Source organism: Xanthobacter aminoxidans (assembly GCF_023571765.1).
Lineage (GTDB): Bacteria > Pseudomonadota > Alphaproteobacteria > Rhizobiales > Xanthobacteraceae > Xanthobacter > Xanthobacter aminoxidans.
This window is the reverse complement of sequence record NZ_JAMJXC010000006.1, coordinates 1-21,345: the sequence shown is the minus strand read 5'-3', so window position 1 is coordinate 21,345 and position 21,345 is coordinate 1. Positions and strand designations below refer to the sequence as shown.

23 protein-coding genes and 1 pseudogene are annotated in these 21,345 nt (G+C 68.1%); 15 read left to right on the top strand and 9 right to left on the bottom strand.

The window, feature by feature from the left end:
• Positions 1-3: 3 nt before the first annotated feature.
• From narI to EJ105_RS11275, 11 genes and pseudogenes are all read left to right on the top strand, one after another.
• Entirely contained in the window at positions 4-777 is a 774-nt protein-coding gene (gene narI / locus EJ105_RS11325; protein ID WP_250166412.1) for a respiratory nitrate reductase subunit gamma, read from the top strand.
• Between the two features lie 5 nt (positions 778-782).
• A complete protein-coding gene (locus tag EJ105_RS11320; protein ID WP_250166411.1) occupies positions 783-1,625 on the top strand; it encodes a peptidylprolyl isomerase in 843 nt (280 codons plus the stop codon).
• 9 nt (positions 1,626-1,634) lie between these two features.
• Positions 1,635-2,024, top strand: a complete 390-nt coding sequence (locus EJ105_RS11315) for a hypothetical protein (protein ID WP_250166410.1) — start codon at positions 1,635-1,637, stop codon at positions 2,022-2,024.
• Positions 2,011-2,628: pseudogene (locus EJ105_RS11310) on the top strand (carbonic anhydrase); the annotation flags it as partial. The gene EJ105_RS11315 and the pseudogene EJ105_RS11310, both read left to right, overlap by 14 nt.
• A gap of 222 nt (positions 2,629-2,850) precedes the next feature.
• Positions 2,851-3,882 carry a GTP 3',8-cyclase MoaA gene (moaA, locus tag EJ105_RS11305; RefSeq protein ID WP_250166408.1) on the top strand — a complete coding sequence of 344 codons (1,032 nt, stop codon included), beginning with the start codon at positions 2,851-2,853 and terminating at the stop codon, positions 3,880-3,882.
• Positions 3,883-3,915: 33 nt separating this feature from the next.
• The gene (locus EJ105_RS11300; protein WP_250166407.1) at positions 3,916-5,094 is read left to right on the top strand and encodes an NnrS family protein; all 1,179 of its coding nucleotides are present in this window, start codon (positions 3,916-3,918) and stop codon (positions 5,092-5,094) included.
• A 130-nt stretch (positions 5,095-5,224) separates the two neighbouring features.
• Positions 5,225-6,202, top strand: coding sequence for a TAXI family TRAP transporter solute-binding subunit (locus EJ105_RS11295; RefSeq protein WP_024277558.1), 978 nt, complete (start codon positions 5,225-5,227; stop codon positions 6,200-6,202).
• 100 nt (positions 6,203-6,302) lie between these two features.
• Complete coding sequence (locus tag EJ105_RS11290) at positions 6,303-8,432, top strand: TRAP transporter permease (RefSeq protein ID WP_250166406.1); 2,130 nt, start codon at positions 6,303-6,305, stop codon at positions 8,430-8,432.
• A 3-nt stretch (positions 8,433-8,435) separates the two neighbouring features.
• Positions 8,436-8,801 carry a DUF1850 domain-containing protein gene (locus EJ105_RS11285; protein ID WP_250166405.1) on the top strand — a complete coding sequence of 122 codons (366 nt, stop codon included), beginning with the start codon at positions 8,436-8,438 and terminating at the stop codon, positions 8,799-8,801.
• A 77-nt stretch (positions 8,802-8,878) separates the two neighbouring features.
• Positions 8,879-9,478, top strand: coding sequence for a DUF2239 family protein (locus EJ105_RS11280; RefSeq protein ID WP_250166404.1), 600 nt, complete (start codon positions 8,879-8,881; stop codon positions 9,476-9,478).
• A 179-nt stretch (positions 9,479-9,657) separates the two neighbouring features.
• Positions 9,658-10,158 (top strand): GNAT family N-acetyltransferase, encoded by a 501-nt coding sequence (locus EJ105_RS11275; RefSeq protein ID WP_250166403.1) that lies wholly within the window; start codon positions 9,658-9,660, stop codon positions 10,156-10,158.
• A 3-nt stretch (positions 10,159-10,161) separates the two neighbouring features.
• On the opposite strand, the gene EJ105_RS11270 is transcribed toward EJ105_RS11275, so the two are convergent.
• On the bottom strand, positions 10,162-11,976 hold the full coding sequence (locus EJ105_RS11270; RefSeq protein ID WP_394042102.1) for an ABC transporter transmembrane domain-containing protein: 1,815 nt from the start codon (positions 11,974-11,976) through the stop codon (positions 10,162-10,164).
• 97 nt (positions 11,977-12,073) lie between these two features.
• On the opposite strand from EJ105_RS11270, the gene rpmE reads away from it, so the two are divergent.
• Positions 12,074-12,298, top strand: coding sequence for a 50S ribosomal protein L31 (gene rpmE, locus EJ105_RS11265; protein ID WP_024277552.1), 225 nt, complete (start codon positions 12,074-12,076; stop codon positions 12,296-12,298).
• Between the two features lie 98 nt (positions 12,299-12,396).
• Here rpmE and EJ105_RS11260 read toward each other — a convergent pair whose 3' ends face one another.
• Both EJ105_RS11260 and EJ105_RS11255 read right to left on the bottom strand, forming a co-directional pair.
• Positions 12,397-12,798 (bottom strand): hypothetical protein, encoded by a 402-nt coding sequence (locus EJ105_RS11260; RefSeq protein WP_250166402.1) that lies wholly within the window; start codon positions 12,796-12,798, stop codon positions 12,397-12,399.
• A 290-nt stretch (positions 12,799-13,088) separates the two neighbouring features.
• Positions 13,089-13,271 (bottom strand): DUF1192 domain-containing protein, encoded by a 183-nt coding sequence (locus EJ105_RS11255; protein ID WP_250166401.1) that lies wholly within the window; start codon positions 13,269-13,271, stop codon positions 13,089-13,091.
• A gap of 142 nt (positions 13,272-13,413) precedes the next feature.
• On the opposite strand from EJ105_RS11255, the gene EJ105_RS11250 reads away from it, so the two are divergent.
• Positions 13,414-14,427, top strand: coding sequence for an NAD(P)H-quinone oxidoreductase (locus EJ105_RS11250; protein WP_250166400.1), 1,014 nt, complete (start codon positions 13,414-13,416; stop codon positions 14,425-14,427).
• A gap of 35 nt (positions 14,428-14,462) precedes the next feature.
• Here EJ105_RS11250 and EJ105_RS11245 read toward each other — a convergent pair whose 3' ends face one another.
• On the bottom strand, positions 14,463-14,717 hold the full coding sequence (locus EJ105_RS11245) for a hypothetical protein (protein WP_250166399.1): 255 nt from the start codon (positions 14,715-14,717) through the stop codon (positions 14,463-14,465).
• Between the two features lie 172 nt (positions 14,718-14,889).
• On the opposite strand from EJ105_RS11245, the gene EJ105_RS11240 reads away from it, so the two are divergent.
• On the top strand, positions 14,890-16,329 hold the full coding sequence (locus EJ105_RS11240; RefSeq protein ID WP_250166398.1) for an MFS transporter: 1,440 nt from the start codon (positions 14,890-14,892) through the stop codon (positions 16,327-16,329).
• Here EJ105_RS11240 and EJ105_RS11235 read toward each other — a convergent pair.
• From EJ105_RS11235 to EJ105_RS11225, 3 genes are all read right to left on the bottom strand, one after another.
• Positions 16,326-17,054: an RlmE family RNA methyltransferase gene (locus EJ105_RS11235; RefSeq protein ID WP_250166397.1), complete on the bottom strand. Its 729-nt coding sequence runs from the start codon at positions 17,052-17,054 to the stop codon at positions 16,326-16,328. The genes EJ105_RS11240 and EJ105_RS11235 overlap by 4 nt on opposite strands.
• Entirely contained in the window at positions 17,051-18,187 is a 1,137-nt protein-coding gene (locus tag EJ105_RS11230) for a Ppx/GppA phosphatase family protein (RefSeq protein ID WP_250166396.1), read from the bottom strand. The genes EJ105_RS11235 and EJ105_RS11230 overlap by 4 nt, the downstream gene beginning before the upstream one ends.
• Positions 18,188-18,419: 232 nt before the next feature.
• On the bottom strand, positions 18,420-19,169 hold the full coding sequence (locus EJ105_RS11225) for a transaldolase family protein (protein WP_038193115.1): 750 nt from the start codon (positions 19,167-19,169) through the stop codon (positions 18,420-18,422).
• 291 nt (positions 19,170-19,460) lie between these two features.
• Between EJ105_RS11225 and EJ105_RS11220 the strand changes: the two genes are divergently transcribed.
• Positions 19,461-19,820 carry a hypothetical protein gene (locus tag EJ105_RS11220; protein WP_024277543.1) on the top strand — a complete coding sequence of 120 codons (360 nt, stop codon included), beginning with the start codon at positions 19,461-19,463 and terminating at the stop codon, positions 19,818-19,820.
• Positions 19,821-19,985: 165 nt separating this feature from the next.
• On the opposite strand, the gene EJ105_RS11215 is transcribed toward EJ105_RS11220, so the two are convergent.
• Positions 19,986-20,444 (bottom strand): DUF2023 family protein, encoded by a 459-nt coding sequence (locus EJ105_RS11215; RefSeq protein ID WP_250166395.1) that lies wholly within the window; start codon positions 20,442-20,444, stop codon positions 19,986-19,988.
• On the bottom strand, positions 20,423-20,905 hold the full coding sequence (fldA, locus tag EJ105_RS11210; protein WP_029557161.1) for a flavodoxin FldA: 483 nt from the start codon (positions 20,903-20,905) through the stop codon (positions 20,423-20,425). The genes EJ105_RS11215 and fldA overlap by 22 nt, the downstream gene beginning before the upstream one ends.
• Between the last annotated feature and the right edge of the window lie 440 nt (positions 20,906-21,345).

The following is a 21,345-nucleotide window of genomic DNA, read 5'->3' as shown; positions in this document are numbered from 1 at the left end:
ACCATGTCGCAGGCCATCAATTCAGCCTTGTTCGGCTGGTATCCTTACCTCTGCCTCACGGTGTTTCTCGTCGCCAGCCTCATCCGGTTCGACCGCGAGCAATACACCTGGAAGACCGGCTCCTCGCAGCTGCTGCGCAAGCGGCAATTGCGCTGGGGATCGAACCTCTTCCATGTGGGCATCCTCATCATCTTCATCGGCCATGCCGGCGGCCTGCTCACCCCCATCTGGGTGTTCGATGCGCTGGGCATCTCGCATTCCTTCAAGCAGGGCCTCGCCATCACCGTGGGCGGCATCGCCGGGGTGATGTGCTTCATCGGCATCGCGCTTTTGGCCCACCGCCGGCTGTTCGATCCGCGCATCCGGGCGAACTCCAGCTTCGGCGACACCGCCATCCTGCTGCTGCTGTGGGTGCAGCTCACGCTCGGCCTCTCCACCATCTTCGTCTCGCTCCATCACATGGATGGGCACGAGATGGTGAAGTTCATGAACTGGGCGCAGGGCATCCTCACCCTCCAGCCGGCGGCGGCCGCCTATGTCGCGGACGTGAGCCCCATCTTCAAGGCGCACCTCGTGCTGGGCATGACGATCTTCCTCGTCTTCCCCTTCACCCGCCTCGTGCATGTGTGGAGCGCGCCGGTCTGGTATCTCGGCCGGCCCGGCTATCAGGTGGTGCGCTCGCGCCGGCCCGTGCGCAAGCCGGTCGCCGCGCGCCCGCTGCCGGCGACCGCGGCTGTGCGCCCCGCCGCCCGCCCCCTCAGCAATCCGGCGGAGTGAGAGCCATGGTCGAGATCGTCACCCTCACCGCCCCCCGCCCTGCCGGCCGTCGGCCGCAGGAGATCCGCGTGGATGGCATCGCCATCTCCCGCGCCGACATCGCCCGCGAGGCGCAGAACCATGCGGCCGCCGACCCCGCCGCCGCATGGCAGGCCGCCGCCCATGCCCTCGTGGTGCGCCAGCTGCTCCTCGCCGAGGCCGACCGCCTCGGCATCGCCGCCGTGCCGGAGGAGGACGACGAGGACCGTCGCGAAACCGAGGAAGAGGCGGTCATCCGCGCCCTGCTCGAGGAAGAGGTGAAGGTGCCCACGGCGGACGAGGCCACCTGCCGGCGCTATTTCGCGCGCAACCCCGCCCTCTTCCGCACCGGCGACCTCTATGAGGTGGCGCACATCCTCATCGCCGCCGACCCGGCCGACACTGAAGCCCGGCAGGCGGCGCGGGAGCAGGCCGACGCTTTGCTCAAAGCCCTTCTCTCGGGCGCCGTGGCGTTCGAGACCGCGGCGCGCGAAACCTCCGCCTGCCCCTCTCGCGAGGTGGGCGGCAGCCTCGGCCAGATCGGCAAGGGACAGACCGTGCCGGAGTTCGAGGCGGCGCTGGCGGCCATGGAGCCGGGCGCCATCCACCCCGTGCCGGTGGAGACGCGCTACGGCTTCCACATCGTGCGTCTTGCTCATCGGGTTGAGGGGCGAGACCTGCCGTTCGAGATGGTGCGGGAGGCCATTGCCGGCCATCTGGAGCTGTCCTCCTGGCACGCCGCCATGCGTCAGTATGTGAGCCTGCTCATCGGCCGCGCCGACATTCGCGGCATATCCATGGACGGGGCTTCATCGCCCCTCGTGCAATAGGGGCCCGCCATGCTGCTCGGAAGCCTGCTTCGGCGCCTGCGCGATGAACGCTTTGCGCAGGAAACCCTCCTCGGCCTCGGCGATCTCTCCCTCGTCGCCCGCGCCGATGCGGCCGGGGCGGCCTATGGGGAGAGCGCGGCGGACTATGCCGCCTCCGCCTGCGCCCGCTTCGGCGATCAGGCGGGCGACGAGGACTGGCTGGCGCTGATGACCGCGCTGGAGCGCAGCACCGACCCCGCCGCCACCTGCCTCAGGACCATGACCGAGTGGGCCCTGAAGGACGATGCGGCGGCCGCCGCCCGTGAAGCCGAAGGCGCTGCCCATGACGGCTGTGGCTGCGGCGGAGGGGGCGGGTGTGGGGGTGGAGGGCACGGTGGGGGCCACCATGGGCACGGCTGAGCGCCTCCGCCCGGACGGCATCCTCGATGAATTGTTCGACAACAATCTCGCCTGGGCGCGTGCCAAGACGGAAGAGGACCCCACCTTCTTCCGCCGCCTCGCCGAGCAGCAGGCGCCGCGCTTCCTGTGGGTCGGCTGCTCCGACAGCCGGGTGCCGGCCAACGACGTGGTGGGGCTCGACCCCGGCGAGCTGTTCGTCCACCGCAACATCGCCAACGTCATCCATTCCAGCGACATGAACATGCTGGCGGTGCTGGAATTCGCCGTGGAAGTGCTGGGCGTGCGCCATGTCATCGTCTGCGGCCATTATGGCTGCGGCGGTGTGCGGCGCGCGCTGGAGAATGCCGCCGGCACCGGCGGCAGCGCGCTGGTGGACCACTGGCTCGCCCCCATCGTCGATCTCTATTGCCGCCATCGCCGGGACATCGCGGCGGCCGGCGATGCCGCCCGGCAGATCGACCGCATGTGCGAGCTGAACGTCGCCTTGCAGATGCGCCGCCTCGCCGCCACGCCGGTCATGAAATCCGCCTGGGCGCGCGGCCATCAGGTGACGGTGCACGGCTGGATCTACGGCATCGGCGACGGCCTGTTGCGCGACCTCGGCACCACCATTTCCTCGCCCGAAGACTTCGCCGCTCTGCCGCCTCTCGACGATCTCATCGCCGCCCCGGCCGAGCCCATGACCGCCGCCCGGCGGCACGCCATCGCCGCCTTCCTGGAGATGGACGCGGAAGTGTTTCCCGCCCTCGGCGCCTGTGGCGTCGGCGCCTGTACCTGCGGCGCCTTTCCCCTGCCATCCGCCCGCGCGGCGGAGGAGGCCTGACTCATGCCCACCCAGATCGCCCCCTGCCCTGTGCCGGCGTCGCCCTGCGCGCTCATCGACCTGTTCGGCCGCCGCATCACCTATCTGCGCCTCTCCGTGACCGACCGCTGCGATTTGCGCTGCGTCTATTGCATGGCGGAGGACATGACCTTCCTGCCGCGCAACGAGGTGCTCTCCATCGAGGAGCTGGACCGCCTCGCCACCGCCTTCATCCGCCAGGGCGTCACCAAGCTGCGCCTCACCGGCGGCGAGCCGCTGGTGCGGCGGGGCATCATGGACCTCGTCGCCTCCCTCTCCCGCCACCTCGCCTCCGGCGCGCTGAAGGAGCTGACCCTGACCACCAACGGCACCCAGCTCGCCAGCCACGCGGACGACCTCGCGCGGCTCGGGGTGCGGCGGGTGAATGTGTCCCTCGACACGCTGGACCCTGATACCTTTAAGCGAGTCACCCGGCGCGGATCGCTGGCCGTCGTGATGGACGGAATCCGCGCGGCGCTGAATGCCGGACTGACTGTGAAACTGAACGTGGTGGCACTCGCCGATTCCACACCCGGCAACGTGGTGAAACTCATCGAATTCGCCCACCGGCATGGCATGGACATCACCTTCATCGAGACCATGCCACTGGGCGACGTGGGGGTGGACCGGGTCGATCAATACCTGCCGCTCGACAAGCTCAGGGCCTTGATAGAGCAGCACTTTTCCCTGATCGACACGCCGGAGCGCACCGGCGGCCCCGCCCGCTACGCCCGCGTCGCGGAAACCGGAGGCCGCATCGGCTTCATCACCCCCATGAGCCACTCCTTCTGCGAGAGCTGTAACCGTATCCGGGTAGGCGCGACGGGTGTTCTCTACACCTGCCTCGGCCAGGAAAATGCAGTGGATCTAAAGACTTGCCTGCGCACTGGCGGCGAGGCAGCGATGGTGGAGGCCATCGCCGATGCCATCCGCGCGAAGCCCCGCGGGCACGATTTCGTCATCACCCGCGGCGGCGCCCCGGCCCTGGCACGGCATATGTCGGCGCTGGGTGGCTGAGAAAAATTCTTTCTATATTTCAGGACTATAGCCATGCGCACCGCCGCCACTGTCCGCGCCTTCACCGGCCTCGCCGTGCTGAGCCGGGGCTTCCGCCCCTTCTTCCTCGGCGCCGGCCTGTTCGCCCTCGTCGCCATCGCCGTCTGGCCGGCGGCGTTTCTGGGCGAAGTCATTATTCCGACTGCATTTTCCGCTGTGGAATGGCACGCCCACGAGATGCTGTTCGGCTACGGCGCCGCCGTCATCGCCGGCTTTCTCCTCACCGCCATCCCCAACTGGACCGGCCGCCTGCCGGTGGCGGGAAATGCTCTCGGAAGCCTTGTCCTGCTTTGGTTTGCGGGCCGCGCCGCCGTGCTCGTCTCCGCCAAGATCGGCTGGGCCACGGCGGCGGTGATCGACGTGGCCTTTCTCGCCGTCTTCGCGCTGGTCGTGGCGCGGGAGGTCACGGCGGGGAAAAACTGGCGCAATCTCAAAGTTATAGCTGTGGTGGGCCTGCTCGCCGGCGCCAATCTCGCCTTCCATCTGGAAGCCCATTTCACCGGCGATGCCGACCATGCGGGGCGGGCGGCTCTGGCACTGATCGTCTTCCTCATCCTCCTGTTCGGCGGCCGGGTGGTGCCGAGCTTCACCGGCAACTGGCTGGCCCGGCGGCCGAATGAACAACGGCCCGCGCCGTTCGACCGCTGGGATGCCTATGCGCTCGGCATTTCCGCGCTGGCGCTCATTGGCTGGATCGCCTTTCCCGACAAGGGTTTGACGGGCATCGCGCTGATCGCGGGCGGCCTTGCATCCCTGGCCCGGCTCGCCCGCTGGCGCGGCTGGCGGACCTTCGCCGACCCGCTGGTTCTGGTGCTGCACGGCGCCTTCCTGCTGGTGGCGCTGGGTTTCCTCGCGGCCGGAGCGACGGCGCTGGCGCCGGATCATGTGCCACCCGCCGTCGGGCTCCACGTGTGGGCCATCGGTGGCATCGGCGGCATGACTTTGGCCATGATGACACGGGCGACCCTCGGCCATTCCGGCCAGGCGCTAGCCGCAACGCCCGGCACCGTCGCGGTCTATCTCCTTGTCGTTGCAGCACTTGTGGCGCGCGTCGCCATGGCTTGCCTCCCTCAATGGATGGCACCGCTCATGCTGGCCGCGGCCGCCTTCTGGTGCGTCGCGTTCGCCGGCTTCGTCGTCATCTACGGGCCGATGCTGGTACGACGGAGCTGAGGTCGGATGAAGCTTGGCCATACCCGGCAACCACGCATACGACTTTAGTCGCAAGAGTCAGAAAGGCGCTGGCCTTTACGGTGCGAGACGGTAGCCTCCCTGCAACGATCGATAACAAGGGAGCACGCCAATGCAGCGCCTGTCCGCCGCAGCCAAAGCCTTTCGACCCGCCCATCTCGCCGCAGCCGCCCTCTCCTGCGCGCTCGCCCTCGCCCCGGCGGCCGCACGGGCCGAGTTCGTCAACGTCCTCACCGGCGGGACGTCCGGAGTCTATTATCCGCTTGGCGTCGCAATCTCGAAGGTCATCGGCGAGAAGGTGCCGGGCACCCGCCCCTCGGTGCAGGCGACCAAGGCGTCGGTGGAGAATCTGAACCTCATCCAGCAGGGCAAGGGCGAGGTCGCCTTCACCCTCGCGGACAGCCTCGCCGACGGCGCGGCCGGCAAGGAAGAGGCCGGCTTCAAGACCCCGCTCACCAAGGTGCGGGCGCTGGGCGGCATCTATCCCAACTACATCCAGATCGTGGCCTCCAAGGATTCCGGCATCAAGACCATCGCCGATCTCAAGGGCAAGCGCCTCTCCGTGGGCGCGCCCAAGTCCGGCACGGAACTCAATGCCCGCGCCATTCTCAATGCGGCCGGCCTCAAATATGAGGACCTCGGAAAGATCGAATACCTGCCCTTCGCCGAATCCGTGGAGCTGATGAAGAATCGCCAGCTCGACGCCACGCTGCAGTCCGCCGGCCTCGGCGTCGCCTCCATCAAGGATCTCGCGAACTCTGTGCCGATCGTGGTGGTGGAGGTGCCCGGCGCGGTGATCGACAAGATCGGCGCACCCTATCTCAAGACCACCATCCCAGCGGGTACGTATGAGGGCCAGAGCGCGGACGTGGCGACGGCCGCCGTGCCGAATTTCCTCGTCACCAGGTCCGATCTGAAGGACGACGAGGTCTACGCCATCACCAAGGCCATCTACGAGAACCTGCCGGAACTGGCCGCGGCCCATTCCGCGGCGAAGTCCATCACCCTCGCTAATGCCATGAAGGGTTCGCCGGTGGCGTTCCATCCCGGGGCGGAAAAGTTCTTCAAGGAAAAGGGCGTCACGCCCTGATCCGGGGGGCGACACGCCCGCTCGATTGCCTTGCCGGCGGCGCGCTCCAGCGCCGCCGTTTCCCGTTCCAGACCGTGCCAGCCGCCGCGAGCCCTGATCCATGACCTCCTCGCTCCACACCCCGCAGACCGCCCCGCCGGTGAGCCACGACGTCAACAATCCCGAGCACGGCGCGCCCGTGGTGGTGGATGACGCGCTGCTCGACCTCACCTGGGGGCCGGGGACGTGGGGCCGCACGGTGTTCTGGATTGCGGTGGCCTTCTCCACCTTCCAGGTCATCACGGCGGCCTGGAGCCCGCTCGCCAGCCAGGTGGTGCGCTCGATCCATGTGGGCTTCCTGCTTCTGGTGGTTTTCGCCATCGCCGCCAACCACAAGACCGGCACCGAGCGCCTCGTGCTGTGGGGCCTCGGCATCTTCTCCTTCATCGTCGGGCTTTATCATTGGGTGTTCTACGCCGCGCTGATCCAGCGCGCGGGCGACCCCTCCACCCTAGACATCGTGGTCGGCACAATTGCCGTGGCCCTGGTCTTCGAGGGCTCGCGCCGGCTCATGGGCGCCTCGCTGCCCATCATGTGCGGCGGCTTCATTCTTTACGGCCTGTTCGGCGAATACCTGCCCGCGCCCCTCGATCACCGCCCGTTCGACTATGTGCAGGTGGTGGACCAGATGTTCCTCGGCACCGAGGGCATCTACGGCACGCCCACCTACGTCTCCTCCTCCTTCATCTTCCTGTTCATCCTGTTCGGCGCCTTTCTTGAGCGCGCCGGGATGATCCAGCTGTTCAACGACCTCGCCATGGGCACGGTGGGCCACGCCAAGGGCGGCCCGGCCAAGGTGGCGGTGATCTCCTCGGCGCTGATGGGCACCATCAACGGCTCGGGCGTGGCCAACGTGGTCACCACGGGACAGTTCACCATCCCGCTCATGAAGCGCTTCGGCTACAAGCCGGCCTTCGCCGGCGCGGTGGAGGCCACCGCCTCCATGGGCGGGCAGATCATGCCGCCGGTGATGGGAGCGGTCGCCTTCATCATGGCTGAGACCATCGATGTCCCCTATGCCACCATCGCAACCGCGGCGGTGATCCCGGCCTTCCTCTATTTCTTCACCGTCTTCGCCATGGTGCATCTGGAGGCCGGCAAGGACGGCCTCTCCGGCCTGCCCAAGGACAAGTGCCCCAATGCATGGCTGGCGCTCAAGAACAACTGGTACCTCATCCTGCCGCTGGCGGCGCTGGTGTGGCTGCTGTTCTCCGGCTACACGCCGCTGTTCGCTGGCACGGTGGGTCTCGCGCTGACCGCCCTCATCGTGCTGGGCGCGCCGGTGGCCCGGTTGATCGGGCCTTACGGGCTGAGGGTAGTGTTCTGGATCGTGCTCGGCCTGTCGGCGGCGAGCTTCGTCGAATACGGCATCAACGGCGTCGCCACGGTCATCGCGGTGCTGGTGGCGATCCTGTTCTTCGTGAAGGGTGGGCGCGAGACGCTGCGCATCAGCATCGAGAGCATGGCGGACGGCGCCCGCAACGCGCTGCCCGTGGGCATCGCTTGCGCGCTGGTGGGCACAATGATCGGCGTGTTCACCCTGACCGGCGTCGCCACCACCTTCGCAACGTTCGTGGTGGAGGTGGGCAAGAACTCGCTGTTCCTGTCGCTGGTGCTGACCATGATCGCCTGCCTCATCCTCGGCATGGGGCTACCCACCATCCCGAACTACATCATCACCGCCTCCATCGCCGGCCCGGCGCTGCTGGCGCTCGGGGTGCCGCTCATCGTCTCTCATATGTTCGTCTTCTATTTCGGCATCATGGCCGACCTCACGCCGCCGGTGGCGCTGGCCGCCTTCGCGGCGGCGCCCATCGCGGGGGCGTCGGGACAAACCATCGGCTGGATCGCGACGCGCATCGCGGTGGCGGGATATGTGGTGCCGTTCATGGCGGTCTATGCTCCCGCGCTGATGCTGCAGAACGGAGACCCCATGGCCGATCTCATCGGCTTCTGGCCGGCGGTCGCCTATGTGTTCGTGAAGGCAATTGTCGCGATCATCCTATGGGCCGCAACCGCCACCGGCTATCTGCTGGCGCCGCTCAACGTCATCGAGCGCATCATCGCCTTCGCCGCTGCGGCGCTGCTCATCCTCGCACTGCCCATGACCGACGAGATCGGCTTTGCCGCCTCTGCCGCCTTCATCGGCTGGCACTACTGGAAGAACCGGTCGCGTCCGGCCGTGGCCTAAGGGGTGGCCCTTGTCTGTTTGGCGACGGGCGCGACGGTGGTGCGGCTCGCCGCCGCCATCACCCTCGCCTGGACCCATTCGGTGCAGAAGAGCGCGTGGCAGGAAGACTGGCGCGCCACCTCCGACGGCCTCATGCTCACCGAGGTGCGTGTCCAAGGCTCGGGCGCCGGTATGGAGCCGCCGGAGGGCGCCGTGCTGAAGGGCGGCTTCTACGTCGCCCATCCCACACTGGCGCCGCAGCGGGAGGTGATCCTGCGCCGCTCCGGCGCCACGGCCGATTGGCAGGTCTGCATCGCCGGCACCTGCCACTCCATGGCCGAACTGGTGCCGCCCGATGCTGATCCGGTGACTCTGACCATCTGCGAATAAGCCGCTGGCTGCCGGATGATCGGGCTGGACAGATATTTTCATCCGGGTATTTTCCTGCCCAAAGCAGGAGTCTACCCGTGTCCCCCTCCCCCGCCAGACCATGCACCGCCTTTGCCGGAACGCGCCTCCTCCGGCGTGGTCCCCTCGCCGACGTGGCGCTGGCGGCGAAGGCGGCAACCGAGGCCGGAGAGAGCGTGCTCGTCTTCGACGATGCCACCGGGCGGCTCATCGATCTCGACCTGCGCGGCAGCGATCCCGAAATCCTCGCCCGCCTCGATGCCCCCTCCACACCGGATGCCACCGAGCCCAAGGCACCCGGCAAGGGCCGCGGCCGTCCGAAGCTGGGCGTCGTCGCACGCGAGGTGACGCTGCTGCCGCGGCACTGGGACTGGCTCGCCGCCCAGCCGAGCGGCGCCTCAGCGACGCTGCGCCGCTTGGTGGATGAGGCCCGGCGGCGAGGCGCACCGCAGCAGCACCGGCGCGCAGCCCAGACCGCGGCCTATCATTTCATGCAGGCATTGGCCGGCGACCTCCCCGGCTACGAGGAGGCCACCCGCGCCCTGTTTGCCGACGACCGGGCAGGGCTGGAGCAGACGACTGCCGGCTGGCCGCCCGACGTGCGCGACCACGCCATCCGCCTCGCCTTCGACGCGGTCAACGAGCCGGAGGCGGACTGATCCCCGCGCCAGTCACCACCCATCTGGGACCCACACGGGAGGCCGACCGCCGAACGGGGGCACTGCGCGATTCACGCCTGCTTTCCTTTAATCGAGAAACCGCTGCCGGCCTGAACCGCGGAGGCATTAAAGCGACGGCAACCGGACAGGCGCAGTGTGGGGCAACCGCCGGAGCCGCCATGTCCGACCAGACCGCCCAAGAACCGCCCCAAGAGCCCGTTCCTGCCTACGCTCTCGCTGCGGCGACGCCTCAGGACCGGCCAGCCATGGCGCAATTGTGGGTGGAGACCTGGGCGAAGACGATGCCCGATATCGATTTTCCCGCACGCCTGCCTTGGCTGGAAAGCCATCTGGATAGCCTGGCCGCCGGCGGCGCGCTGATCCGCGTGGCACGGGAGGGGCACAAGGACGGCCCCGTCGCCGGCTTCGTCGTCATCCATCCCGGCACGGGCTATCTCGACCAGCTCGCAGTAGCGCCTCGCGCCTGGGGCAAGGGCGCGGCCGAGGCGCTCATGGCGGAGGCGCGCCGGCTCTCCCCTGCCCTCGTCGCCCTCGACGTGAACCAGGACAACCCACGCGCCGTGCGCTTTTACGAGAAGATGGGGCTCGCCATCGTCTCCGAAGGCGCCAATCCCATGTCCGGCCGCCTGACGTACCGGATGGAGTGGCGTGGCGCCTGAGGCCTACGCCGCCGCGTGGAACTGGAGCTGCGCGAGGCGTGCGTAGAGGCCGCCCTTGGCGACCAGTTCCGCATGGGTGCCCTCGTCCACGATGCGACCGGCTTCCATCACCAGGATGCGATCGGCCGACAGAACCGTGGAAAGGCGATGGGCGATGACCAAGGTGGTCCGCCCTTCCATCGACCGCTCCAGCGCGGTCTGGACCAGTGTCTCGCTTTCCGCATCGAGGGCGCTCGTGGCCTCGTCGAGCAGGAGAATGGGCGCGCCGCGCAGGATGGCGCGGGCGATGACGATGCGTTGCCGCTGGCCACCGGAAAGCATCACGCCGCGCTCGCCCACCATGGTGTCCCAGCCCTGCGGCAGGCGGGCGACGAATTCATCCACCAGCGCTGCGCGGCCGGCCTCCTCCACCTCGGCGTCGGTGGCCTCGGGGCGTCCGAGGCGGATGTTCGCCCGCACGCTGTCGGCGAAGATGGCCACCTCCTGCGGCACCAGCGCCATCTGCCGCCGCACGGCGACGGGATCCGCCTCGCGGATATCGATGTCGTCGAGCAGGATGCGCCCGGCCTGCGGGTCGTAGAAACGCTCCAGCAGCTGGAACACGGTGCTCTTGCCAGCCCCTGACGGGCCGACGAGGGCCACCCGCTCCCCCGGCCGGATGGAGAAGGCGATGGCAGCGAGCGCCGATTGATCGGGCCGCGTGGGATAGGAGAAGGACACCTCGTCGAAGCGGATGGCACCGCTCACCCGCCCCGGTAGCGACACCGGGCGAGCCGGCGGGCGCACCTGAGGCTCGACCTTGAGCAGTTCGCCGATGCGCTCGGCAGCGCCGGCGGCGGCCGACATCTCGCCCCAGGTCTCGGAAAGGTTGCCGAGAGAGGCAGCAGCGAGCACCGCATAGAGCACGAACTGGCCCAGAGCGCCCGAAGTCATCGTGCCGGCCAGCACCGACTGGGCACCCGCCCACAGCACCGCCACCACCGAACCGAACACCAGAAAGATGGCGATACCAGTGAGCCAGCCGCGGGCCTGGGTCGCCTGCCGGGCGGCACCGAAGGCCTCTTCCACAGCGCCGTCGAAACGCTGCCGCGCCACGCCCTCGGCACTCGCCGCCTGCAGCGCGCGCATGCTGTTCAGCGCTTCGGCGGCATAGGCGGACGCATCGGCGAGGGTGTCCTGCGCCTGCCGGGTCAGACGGCGCACCTTGCGGCCTGAAGCCATCAACGGCAGCACGATGATGGGAATGGCCACCAGCACGAGGCCGGAGAGGCGGGGGCTCGTCACGACCATCATCGCCACCGAGCCGATGCACATCATGAGATTGCGCAGGGCCGTAGAGGCGGAGGCGCCAACCGCGGACTTCAATTGCGTGGTGTCGGCAGTAAGCCGGGAGGTGAGCTCGCCCGAGCGGGCCGAATCGTAGAAGGCGCCGTCCAGCGTCACGAGGCGGGCGAACACCGCCGTGCGCAGGTCCGAAACGATCCGCTCGCCGAGGGTGGTGACGAGGTAGTATCGGCAGGCGGACGCGAGCGCGAGCACCGCGGCCACCGCCACCAGCACACCGAAATACTGGTCCACGAGCCCCGCATGGTCCTCGGCGAAGCCGAAATCGATCATGCGCCGCACCGCGATGGGCAGCGCGAGCGTGGCGAGCGCAGCGGCCAGCAGCGCACAGAGCGCCCCCGCCACCCGGCCGCGATACCGCTTCAGATAGGGTGCAAGGCCCGCCAGCGGCTTCAGGTCGCGCCTGCGCTTCTCAGCGTCGGCGCGGGTTTCGGGGCTGTCGACAGGGGCAGATGAGGTGTCGGCTTGTGTCAAGGCATCCACTCGGCTATAGACCCGCCACTTCCGTCAGGAACCGAAATTGACGCTGCCTCCCCCGGCGGGGCGGGCGTGGCGATAAAGGATTGAACCAATGAAGAGCGACATCCACCCCGATTACCACTTCATCAAGGTGGTGATGACGGACGGTTCCGAGTACACGACCCGGTCGACCTACGGCAAGGAGGGGGACACCCTCCAGCTCGACATCGATCCGCGCACCCATCCCGCGTGGACCGGCGGCAGCCAGCAGCTGATGGACCGCGGCGGCCGCGTGTCCCGCTTCAAGAACAAGTTCGGCGCGCTCCTCAAGGGCTGAGGCCGGAGGGGCCTTCAGGTCCCTCGCTGCCGCTGCGAAGCTGCGCGCCTCCGCCGCAGCGACGCAAGCGCACAACCGGTTCGCGCAAGGGGACCGGCTCAGGGAATGACGAGTTCAAGCCGCGGGCGGTCCTGCCGCCGTCGCGGCTTTTCGTTTTGGGGCGCGGCCGCCTGTGCCACCGCGAGTCCGGCGCTGACCGCCTCGGCGAGGGCGACAAGTTCCAGCGCAGCGAGACGCGCGGCGGCCGGCAGGCGCCCGATCACGTTTGCGGGAAGGACCAGTTTCAGCGGCGCTGCCGCGGCCGCCATCTCGGCCCGGGAGATGCAGCCATCTGCCCGGCTGAGCAGCAGCACAAGACCTGCCGCGATATCCGAGCGCAGGCGCGCGAGGGTTTCGCGGTCGGCTGCGGAGAGAGCAGACCCGGCGAGGCGTATCTCGGCCGCGGCGAGGCGTTCGAAGCCTCGCGTCATCCCGTCTCTCTTGTCCCGCGCCTCGTCCACCGGCCGCTCCTGTGACTGGACCGGCATGAAGCGCAGCGCCGGCATCCCCGTAAAGGGGAACTGCACTGATCAGACTGGGGATATCGGGGGCTGGCCAAAGAAGAGCCGCCTTGCGGCGGCTCGCAGTCCGACAGGGAGAGCTGCCAGAAGTCCGGGGAGGATCTTTTCCGACGGACAACATCAGAATGCGCGCCGGATATTAACGCCGCGTTAATGCTAACCGGCTAGCCGCGCCCATTCCGCGCTAAAGGCCCCGGCGCAAGCGCAGGGTCCAACTGCCATTTCCGTCCCTACAGCTTGAACGCCGCATCCGCCGCCGCGCGTGAGGCACGCTTTGAGGCGAGCGCCGCCTCCAGCCGCGCGATCTCCGCCTTCAGCGTGACAATGCGCGCCTCGATCTCGTCCACCGACAGACGCGACACGTCGGCGACCGCCAAGGGATCGACGGGCTTCGGCTTGATCTCCTCATCCATTGGCTTTGCTCCTCCCCTTCCCTATTCTCCGCGGCGACCGCCGCTGCCTCAGGCGCGGGTGCCTCCTGTATGATCGCCCTATTTTGCGCGCCGTGGCCGGGCTGGGAAGAGCTTCGTGCCGGGTGCCCCACCGGAGCTTTCCATGTCCAGCGCCGCTGTCCCCCTGCCCGAGACCATGACCGCCATCACCGTCAGCGCCCCCGGCGGTCCCGAAGTGCTGGTGCCCGGCCCCAGGCCGGTGCCGAAGCCCGCGCCGGGAGAGGTGCTGGTGAAGGTTGCGGCAGCAGGCATCAACCGGCCGGACGTGATGCAGCGCAAGGGGCTCTACCCGCCGCCGCCCGGCGCCTCCGACATTCCGGGACTGGAGATCGCCGGCACCGTGGTGGCGCTGGGCGAGGGTGCGAGCACCTACAAGATCGGCGACAAGGTGTGCGCCCTCGTCACCGGCGGCGGCTATGCGGAATATTGCCCCGCCCATGAGGCCACCACCCTGCCGGTTCCCAAAGGTCTCTCCATGGCCGAGGCAGCGGCCATGCCTGAGACCGTCTTCACCGTCTGGAGCAACGTGTTCGACCGTGGTGGGCTGAAAGCCGGAGAGACGCTGCTGGTGCACGGCGGAGCGAGCGGCATTGGCACCACAGCGATCCAGCTGGCCAAGGCGCTCGGTGCCCGCGTGGTCGTCACCGCCGGATCGGACGAAAAGTGCGCTGCCTGCGTGAAGCTCGGTGCCGACCTCGCGGTGAACTACAGGACGCAGGATTTCGTCGCCGAGGTGAAGAGCTTCACCGCCGGCAAGGGCGCCAACGTCATCCTCGACATGATCGGCGGTCCCTACATCCAGAAGAATTACGAAGCAGCAGCGCAGGACGGCCGCATCGTGCAGATCGCCTTCCAGCAGGGCGCGAAGGCCGAGGTGGACTTCATGCGCCTCATGCTGAAGCGCCTCACCCACACCGGCTCCACCCTGCGCTCGCGCCCGGTCGCCGAGAAAGCGGCCATCTCCGCAGCCATCGTCGAGCATGTGCTGCCCTTGATCGCCGCCGGAAAGTACCGTCCGGTGATGGACGAGACATTCCCCCTCACGGACGCTGCCGGAGCGCACGCCCGCATGGATGCGAGCGCGCACGTGGGCAAGATCGTTCTGGTGGTGGAATAGTCCCAGAGAAGGCGGGGGCGTCCCCGCCTCTGCCTTCAGGGGCGCCAGTCGCGCGGCGGTACGCCGCCCGAGCGCTGGATGGCCTCCAGAACCTCCCGCTGGCGGCGATCGGTGCGCTTCATGTGCACCGCAATCACCGCATGAGCCGAGGGCACGAGGAACATCAAGGGGAAAACCAGCCCGAGCAGGATGCAGGGCACGATCATCACCAGATTGATGATGGCCGAGATGGGCTGCCCGTTCACCAGCAGACCGACGGGCGGCAGCAGAGCGGCGAGAATGTAGATCATGGCCTTCCCGGGCCCTCCTTGAGGCCCGATGTCCATATGGTGTGCCCTGCCCGTGCTGCAAGGATCGGGGCGAGACCATGCGCCGAACGCTGGTTGATCCGGGCGTCTCCTCCGCCTATTGCGGGGAAGGGGAAACGCCGGAGCCCGAACGGGCCGGCCCAAGGGTAAGCCGATGCAGCTCAAGGCGCTCCCGCCTCAGATCCTGATCCCGCTCATCGTCGCCTGCGCGCTCTTCATGGAGCAGGTGGACTCGACCGTCATCGCCACCTCCCTGCCCGCCATCGCCGCCGACCTCGGCGAGGACCCCGTGGCGCTGAAACTGGCGCTGACCTCATACCTGCTCTCGCTGGCCGTCTTCATCCCGGCCAGCGGCTGGGCCGCCGACCGCTACGGCGCGCGCACGGTCTTCCGCTCCGCGATCGTCATATTCACCATCGGCTCGATCCTGTGCGGGCTGTCGTCGTCGCTGGCGGACTTCGTGCTCTACCGCATCATCCAGGGAATGGGCGGAGCCATGATGGTGCCGGTGGGGCGGCTCGTCATCCTGCGCTCGGTGCCCAAGTCCGAGTTGGTCTCTTCCCTCGCCTGGCTCACCATTCCCGCCCTGCTGGGCCCAGTCTTCGGCCCACCGCTGGGCGGCTTCATCACCACCTATTTCGACTGGCGCCTCATCTTCTTCATCAATGTGCCGATCGGCGTGCTGGGCGTGTTCCTCGCCACCCGCTTCATCGAGAACGTGCGCGAGGAGGACGTACCGCCGCTCGACCTCAAGGGCCTGATCCTGTCGGGCGTCGGTCTCGCCGGCCTCGTCTTCGGCTTCGCCGTGCTGGGGCAGGAGGTGCTGGTGCCGCAGTGGGCGGCGCTCACCATCGGCACCACGGGGGCGTTCTTCCTGTTTCTCTATGTCCGCCATGCGCGGGTCACACCACACGCCGTGCTGGATTTGAAGCTGCTGCGCCACGGCACCTTCCGCGCCGGCGTGGTGGGCGGCTCCCTGTTCCGCGTGGGCATCGGTGCCATGCCCTTCCTGCTGCCGCTAATGCTGCAGCTCTCATTCGGCCTTTCGCCCTTTGCCTCGGGCCTGCTCACCTTCACCGCCTCAGCCGGGGCGATGGCCATGAAGTTCACCGCCGCCAAACTGCTGCGGCGGATCGGCTACAAACGGGTTCTCCTCGCCAACGTGTTCCTGTGCAGTGGCTTCATCGCGATCAATGCCGCCTTCACGCCGTTGACGCCACACTGGCTCATCGCGTCGCTGCTGCTGGTCGGGGGCTTCCTGCGCTCGCTGCAGTTCACCGCGCTGAACGCGCTGAGCTATGCCGATGTCGAGCCGGACGAGATGAGCCGGGCCACCTCGTTCGCCAGCGTGGCGCAGCAGGTGTCGCTCTCCTTCGGCGTCGCCGTAGCGGGACTTGTGCTGGAAACCATGCGGGCGTCCCGTGGCGAGGTGGCGGTGACGCAGGGCGACTTCTCCGCTGCCTTCCTCGTGGTGGCGGCGGTAAGCGCGCTCAGCATCTTCTTCTTCATTCCCCTGCCGAAGGATGCGGGCGCCTCACTCACCGCCCGCAAGCCGGACCTGGACGACCCGCGCAGCGAAGTGCCGCCAGACTAACTCTCCGCCTCGTCGCTTTCTTCCGCCCCTGCATCGGCTTTTCCCCGGAAGCCGGTGGCGAGGACATACAGTTCTGCCGAATCGGCGCGGCTGGCAGCAGGCTTGATGTGGCGCACCAGCGCGAAATCCCGCTTGAGGTTGGCGAGCAGCGTGCCCTCGGTTCCGCCCTGGATCACCTTGGCGAGGAAGGCCCCGCCGGGCGCGAGCACCTGACGGGCGAAGTCCGCCGCCAATTCCACGAGGCCGACGATCCGCAAATGGTCGGTCTTCTTGTGGCCCGTGGCGTTGGCCGCCATGTCGGACATCACGAAGTCCGCCTGCCCGCCGAGCATCTCCATCAGCCGCTGCGGGGCGTCGGGGGCGAGGAAGTCCATCTGGGCGAAGGCAACCCCGGGAATGGCGTCCATTTCCAGCAAGTCTATGGCGACGATCTTGCCCTGCCCCTGCTCCAGGCCGATCTTCTGCGCCGCCACCTGGCTCCAGCCGCCCGGAGCTGCGCCGAGATCGACGATGCGCATGCCCCGCTTCAGGAGCTTCACCTTCTCGTCTATCTCGATCAGCTTGAACGCGGCGCGCGAACGCCAACCCTCGCGCTTGGCGCGGGCCACATATGGGTCGTTCAGCTGGCGCTGAAGCCATTTCTGCTGGGATGTGGTGCGGCCGCGCGAGGTCTTGACGCGCACCTTCAACGGCCGGCCGTCCGGCCCGCGGGGTGGGGTGGTCACGCTGGGCGGCTTCCGTTCGGCGCGTTCGCATGGAACCCGTCAGCCGAGCGGCCGTTCCGCCACACGCCGTCCGCCCGCATCATCTGCACCAGCATCCCCTCCCTCAGCCCGCGATCGGCCACCCGGAGCCGGTCGGCGGGAAAAATACGGCGCACCGCCTCCATGATGGCGCAGCCGGCGAGCACGAGATCCGCGCGCTGGGCGCCGATGCAGGGATTGGCGACCCGCTCCTCGAAGCTCATGGTCATCAGCCGCTCGACCACCTGCTCGATGTGGCTGGCGCCGAGCCAGGCCCCGTCGACACGGGCGCGATCGTAGCGGTCGAGACCGAGATGGATGCCCGCGACCGTCGTCACCGTGCCCGAGGTGCCGAGAAGATGCAGCCGGGCGGGAGCGCGCACGCCCCAGCTCTGTCGCACGCCATCGAGCATGGCGCACACCTCGTCCACCATGGTGTGGAATACGTCCGGCGATACCTTCACGCCGCCGTGGCGCTCCGACAGGGAGACGACGCCCACCGGCAGCGAGACCCAGGAGCGGATGCGCGCGCGGGGCGGGCCGTCATCGCCGGCCGAACGGCGGCCGAGCCAGACCACTTCCGTGGACCCGCCGCCGATGTCGAACAATACGGCCCCCTCGCAGGAGGGGTCCACCAGCGGCGCACAGCCGGTGGCAGCGAGACCCGCCTCGGTGCGGCGGTCCACCACCTCCAGCGTCAGCCCGGTGCGCGCTTCCACCTGGGAGCAGAAATCCTCGCCGTTGACGGCGGACCGGCAGGCTTCGGTCGCCACCATTCGGGCGCGGGTGACGCCGCGCAGATCCATCTTGGTGGCGCAGATTTCAAGCGCGCCCAGCGCCCGCTCCATGGCGCCGTCGCACAGCCGGCCGGAGGCGCCAAGCCCCTCGCCGAGGCGGACGATGCGCGAAAAGGCATCCACCACGCGGAAGCTGCGGGCCGTCGGGCGGGCGATCAGGAGGCGGCAATTGTTCGTGCCGAGGTCGATGGCGGCATAAATGCCGTGCGGGCTCGGTGCCCGCGATTCGGTCCGCCGATCCTGAGACGGAGCGGCAGTGGCGCAAGGGCGGGCGGCAGGAGGCTGGTCCTTCGGACCATCACCCGTCCCCGCACGCAACGGAGAATCCGTTGCCTCGGCAACGTTTCCGCTACGGCAAGACTGCTCCGGACCCCCGGCGGGCCCGTGCGTCTCGTCCCTCATGTCCTGTCCCTCGCCGCAAGGCGGTCCCGTGCGCTCAGGCCAGCCGCGAAGGTCCGCGGCCGGCTGCGCCTTGCGGCCAGTGTAACAGCGCGACGCTGCTGCGCAATGCCGCGGCGTGCCCTGTTCGTAATCAGGCGGGGGTGAAAACTCACTCCGCGGCGGCGCGGCCCTTGAGATCGAGGGTCAGGCCGGCGGCGAGGGCGTCGGCGCGGAAGGCCTTCACGGCGTCCAGGGACAGCTCGGCGGCGGTGCGCGAACCCAGCGCCGGCAGCTTTTTCAGCACGTCGGCGGGGGCGGTGATGATGTGGCAGCCCATCTCGTCCGCCTCGATCACGTTCCACACCTCGCGGGTGGAGGCCCAGATGACCTCGACGTTCGGCGTGGCGCGGGACAGCTCGACAGCGCGGGAAATCGCCGGCTTGTAGTCGATGCCGAGGTCGGCCAGCCGGCCGGCGAAAACCGAGATGATGGAAGGGGCGCCGCCGGCCAGGGCCTTCACGCCCTCGTCCACCTGGGGCACGTCGAAGATGGCGGTGAGGTTCACCTTCACGCCGTCCTGAACGAGGTCCCGCACCAGTTCGTACAAGGTTTCGCCGCGGGTCGTGGAGACCGGGAGCTTCACATGCACATGCTCGCCCCAGGTGGCGATGACGCGGGCCTGGGCGCGGATTTCGGGGATGTCGTCGGAGAAGACCTCGAACGAGATATGCCGGTCCGGCACCGCCGCCACGAGGTCACGGGCGTAGGATTCATAATCGGTTACGCCGGCCTTGCGCAGCAAAGAGGGGTTGGTGGTGAAGCCGGCGATGTGGGGCTGCTTCGCCATTTCCACGATCTGCGCCTTGTCGGCGCCGTCGGTGAACAGCTTCACCTTCAGGTCGCTCAGCTTCACGGACATCTCTTCGGCTCCCTTGACGATTTCGGCCATCCTATAGGCCGTTTGCGGCGAATTGGACACCGCCCGGACTCACAATTCGAACCGGGTGTCACCCGAGGTTGCCGGGAGGGGTATCGGTGACGTTAAGGGGGTGTTCACCATGAGTCGAATGCGCGGTGTCAGCCGGACCGGCGGCAACCTCCGTGAAAGAACCGCCGGGTCATCCTCCCGGTGACGGAAGGACGGGGACGCGCTCGGGTTGCGCACCTTGATACCGTCACACCCAAAGGGTCAGGGCATCGAGGGGCGGGCATGGTCTCGACGGACATGGTGGAGCGGATGGCGCGGGCGATGCACGCCTATTCGCAGCAGCGTTATCCGCTGCTGGAGCCGTGGGAAGAGCTGTCGCCCGAGCGGCGGGCCTACCAGCGCCAGCTTGCCGCCCATGCCCTCCAGGCCCTCACCCCCCACGACGTGATCGAGATCACCACCCGCGCCGCGCCGGCCATCGTCGCCGTGCCTGTGGAGCCGACCCCCTGGGCGCTGGCGGAGTTGCAGGAAGCGGCCATCTCCGACAACGGCACCGCCATGGATGCCCGGCGGCGCTACCGCTCCTTCCTCGCCACCGCGTCCCTGCCGCTCGCGACCCGCCATGCCGAGGGCGCGGTCTGAGGGGAGCGCGCGGCCTTCGCCGGCCGGAACGCGATCGCCTTTAGCCGTCATGTCCCGTGGCTTGTCCGGGCGATCCATCGCTCCGCTTGTGCGATGGCCGAAGACGGGAACCAGCCATACCGTGGATCGCCCGGACCAGCCGGGCGATGACACAGGAAGAGAGACTTATTCCGCCGCCAGCGCCGGCCGGTCCATCCCGCGACCGGAGCGGGTGAGGTAGCGGCGGCATTGCTGCTCGCGGTCGTAGCCGAGCAGGGTCCCCAGCATGAAGTCCTCTTCCGCCGTCAGGGCGTTGAGCGGCCGGGTGACGAACGCCCGCGCCACCGCCACGAAGGCGTCGCGGCCGAAGAAGAGATTGGCCTTGGCCGGGCTCACCTGCTGCACGAAATGGTCGATGCCGGCCCGCTCCAGCCGCGCCAGAAGCGGCGGCAGCTCTCGTGTCGCCAGCGTCATCAGGAACAGCGGCCGCACGCCCCGCCCCAGCTCGTAGAGATGATGGTGAAACAGGCGCTGCATGGCGCCTGCCTCCTCCGGCACCGCAAGGCGCACCGGCGCGGGCGGCCAGCCGGCCTCCGCCTCGTGCGGCGGATCGCAGGCAACTTCTAGAGAATGGTGCTGAGCCATGCGGTCACTCGCTTGTCGGTGAGACCGGACTGGGTGTCCTGATCGAGGGCGAGGCCGACGAACCTGCCGTCGCGCTCGGCGGTGGAGTTGAGATAGTCGTAGCCCTTGGTGTCGGTGAAGCCGACCACCACCGCCTCCAGCGCCGTCACCTCGTCATAGAGGATGCCCATGGCGTCCACGAAGGAGCCGGGATAGCTCTCCTGATCGCCGGTGCCGAACAGGGCCACCTTCTTGCCCTTCAGCCGGGCGCCGCGGAGCTTGTCGATATGCTCCTCCCAGTCGGTCTGGAGCGTGCCGTCGCCATAGGTGGGCGAGCCGAGGATGAGCAGTTCGCAATTCTCGAAATCGGCCGGGCTCGCCGTCTTGATGTCCACCGCGCGGCCCTGGCACTTCTTGGAAATCCGGGACGCAACGCCCTTGGTGGCTCCGCCGTCGGAGCCGAAGATCACGTTAACGATCATGTCCTCGTCTCTTTATGGAATGATTCAAAATAACGCGCCGCAGACTTCGCGAATGATGCGAGGCTCCGGCCACCTCTAAAACAGTCATCGACGATGCAAATGCATCGCATGAACATCATGGCATCAAGGTTTCACGGAAGACAACAGGGGGCGCCCGACATTGGAATGCCTCGATGGTGCGCGTATCGAGCGGTGACGCAGGGGCTGCGAGGGAGGTTTGCTGAAGAGAAGGTCTTTTGGCAGCCGGACCATCTCGCCGCGCCGTCATGGCCGAGCCGGGAACACCTCACCGGGTATCGGCCGGTCGGCCCGGCGTGGATTGCATGTTGCGTTGTCGATCCCTTGGGATTGGGATCGGGGACGCCGGCGGGACCTTGCGACGTGGAGGGTCTTGCCGACCGAGGGCATCTCAGGGTCCGCCGGCGTCACGGTCGTCTCGC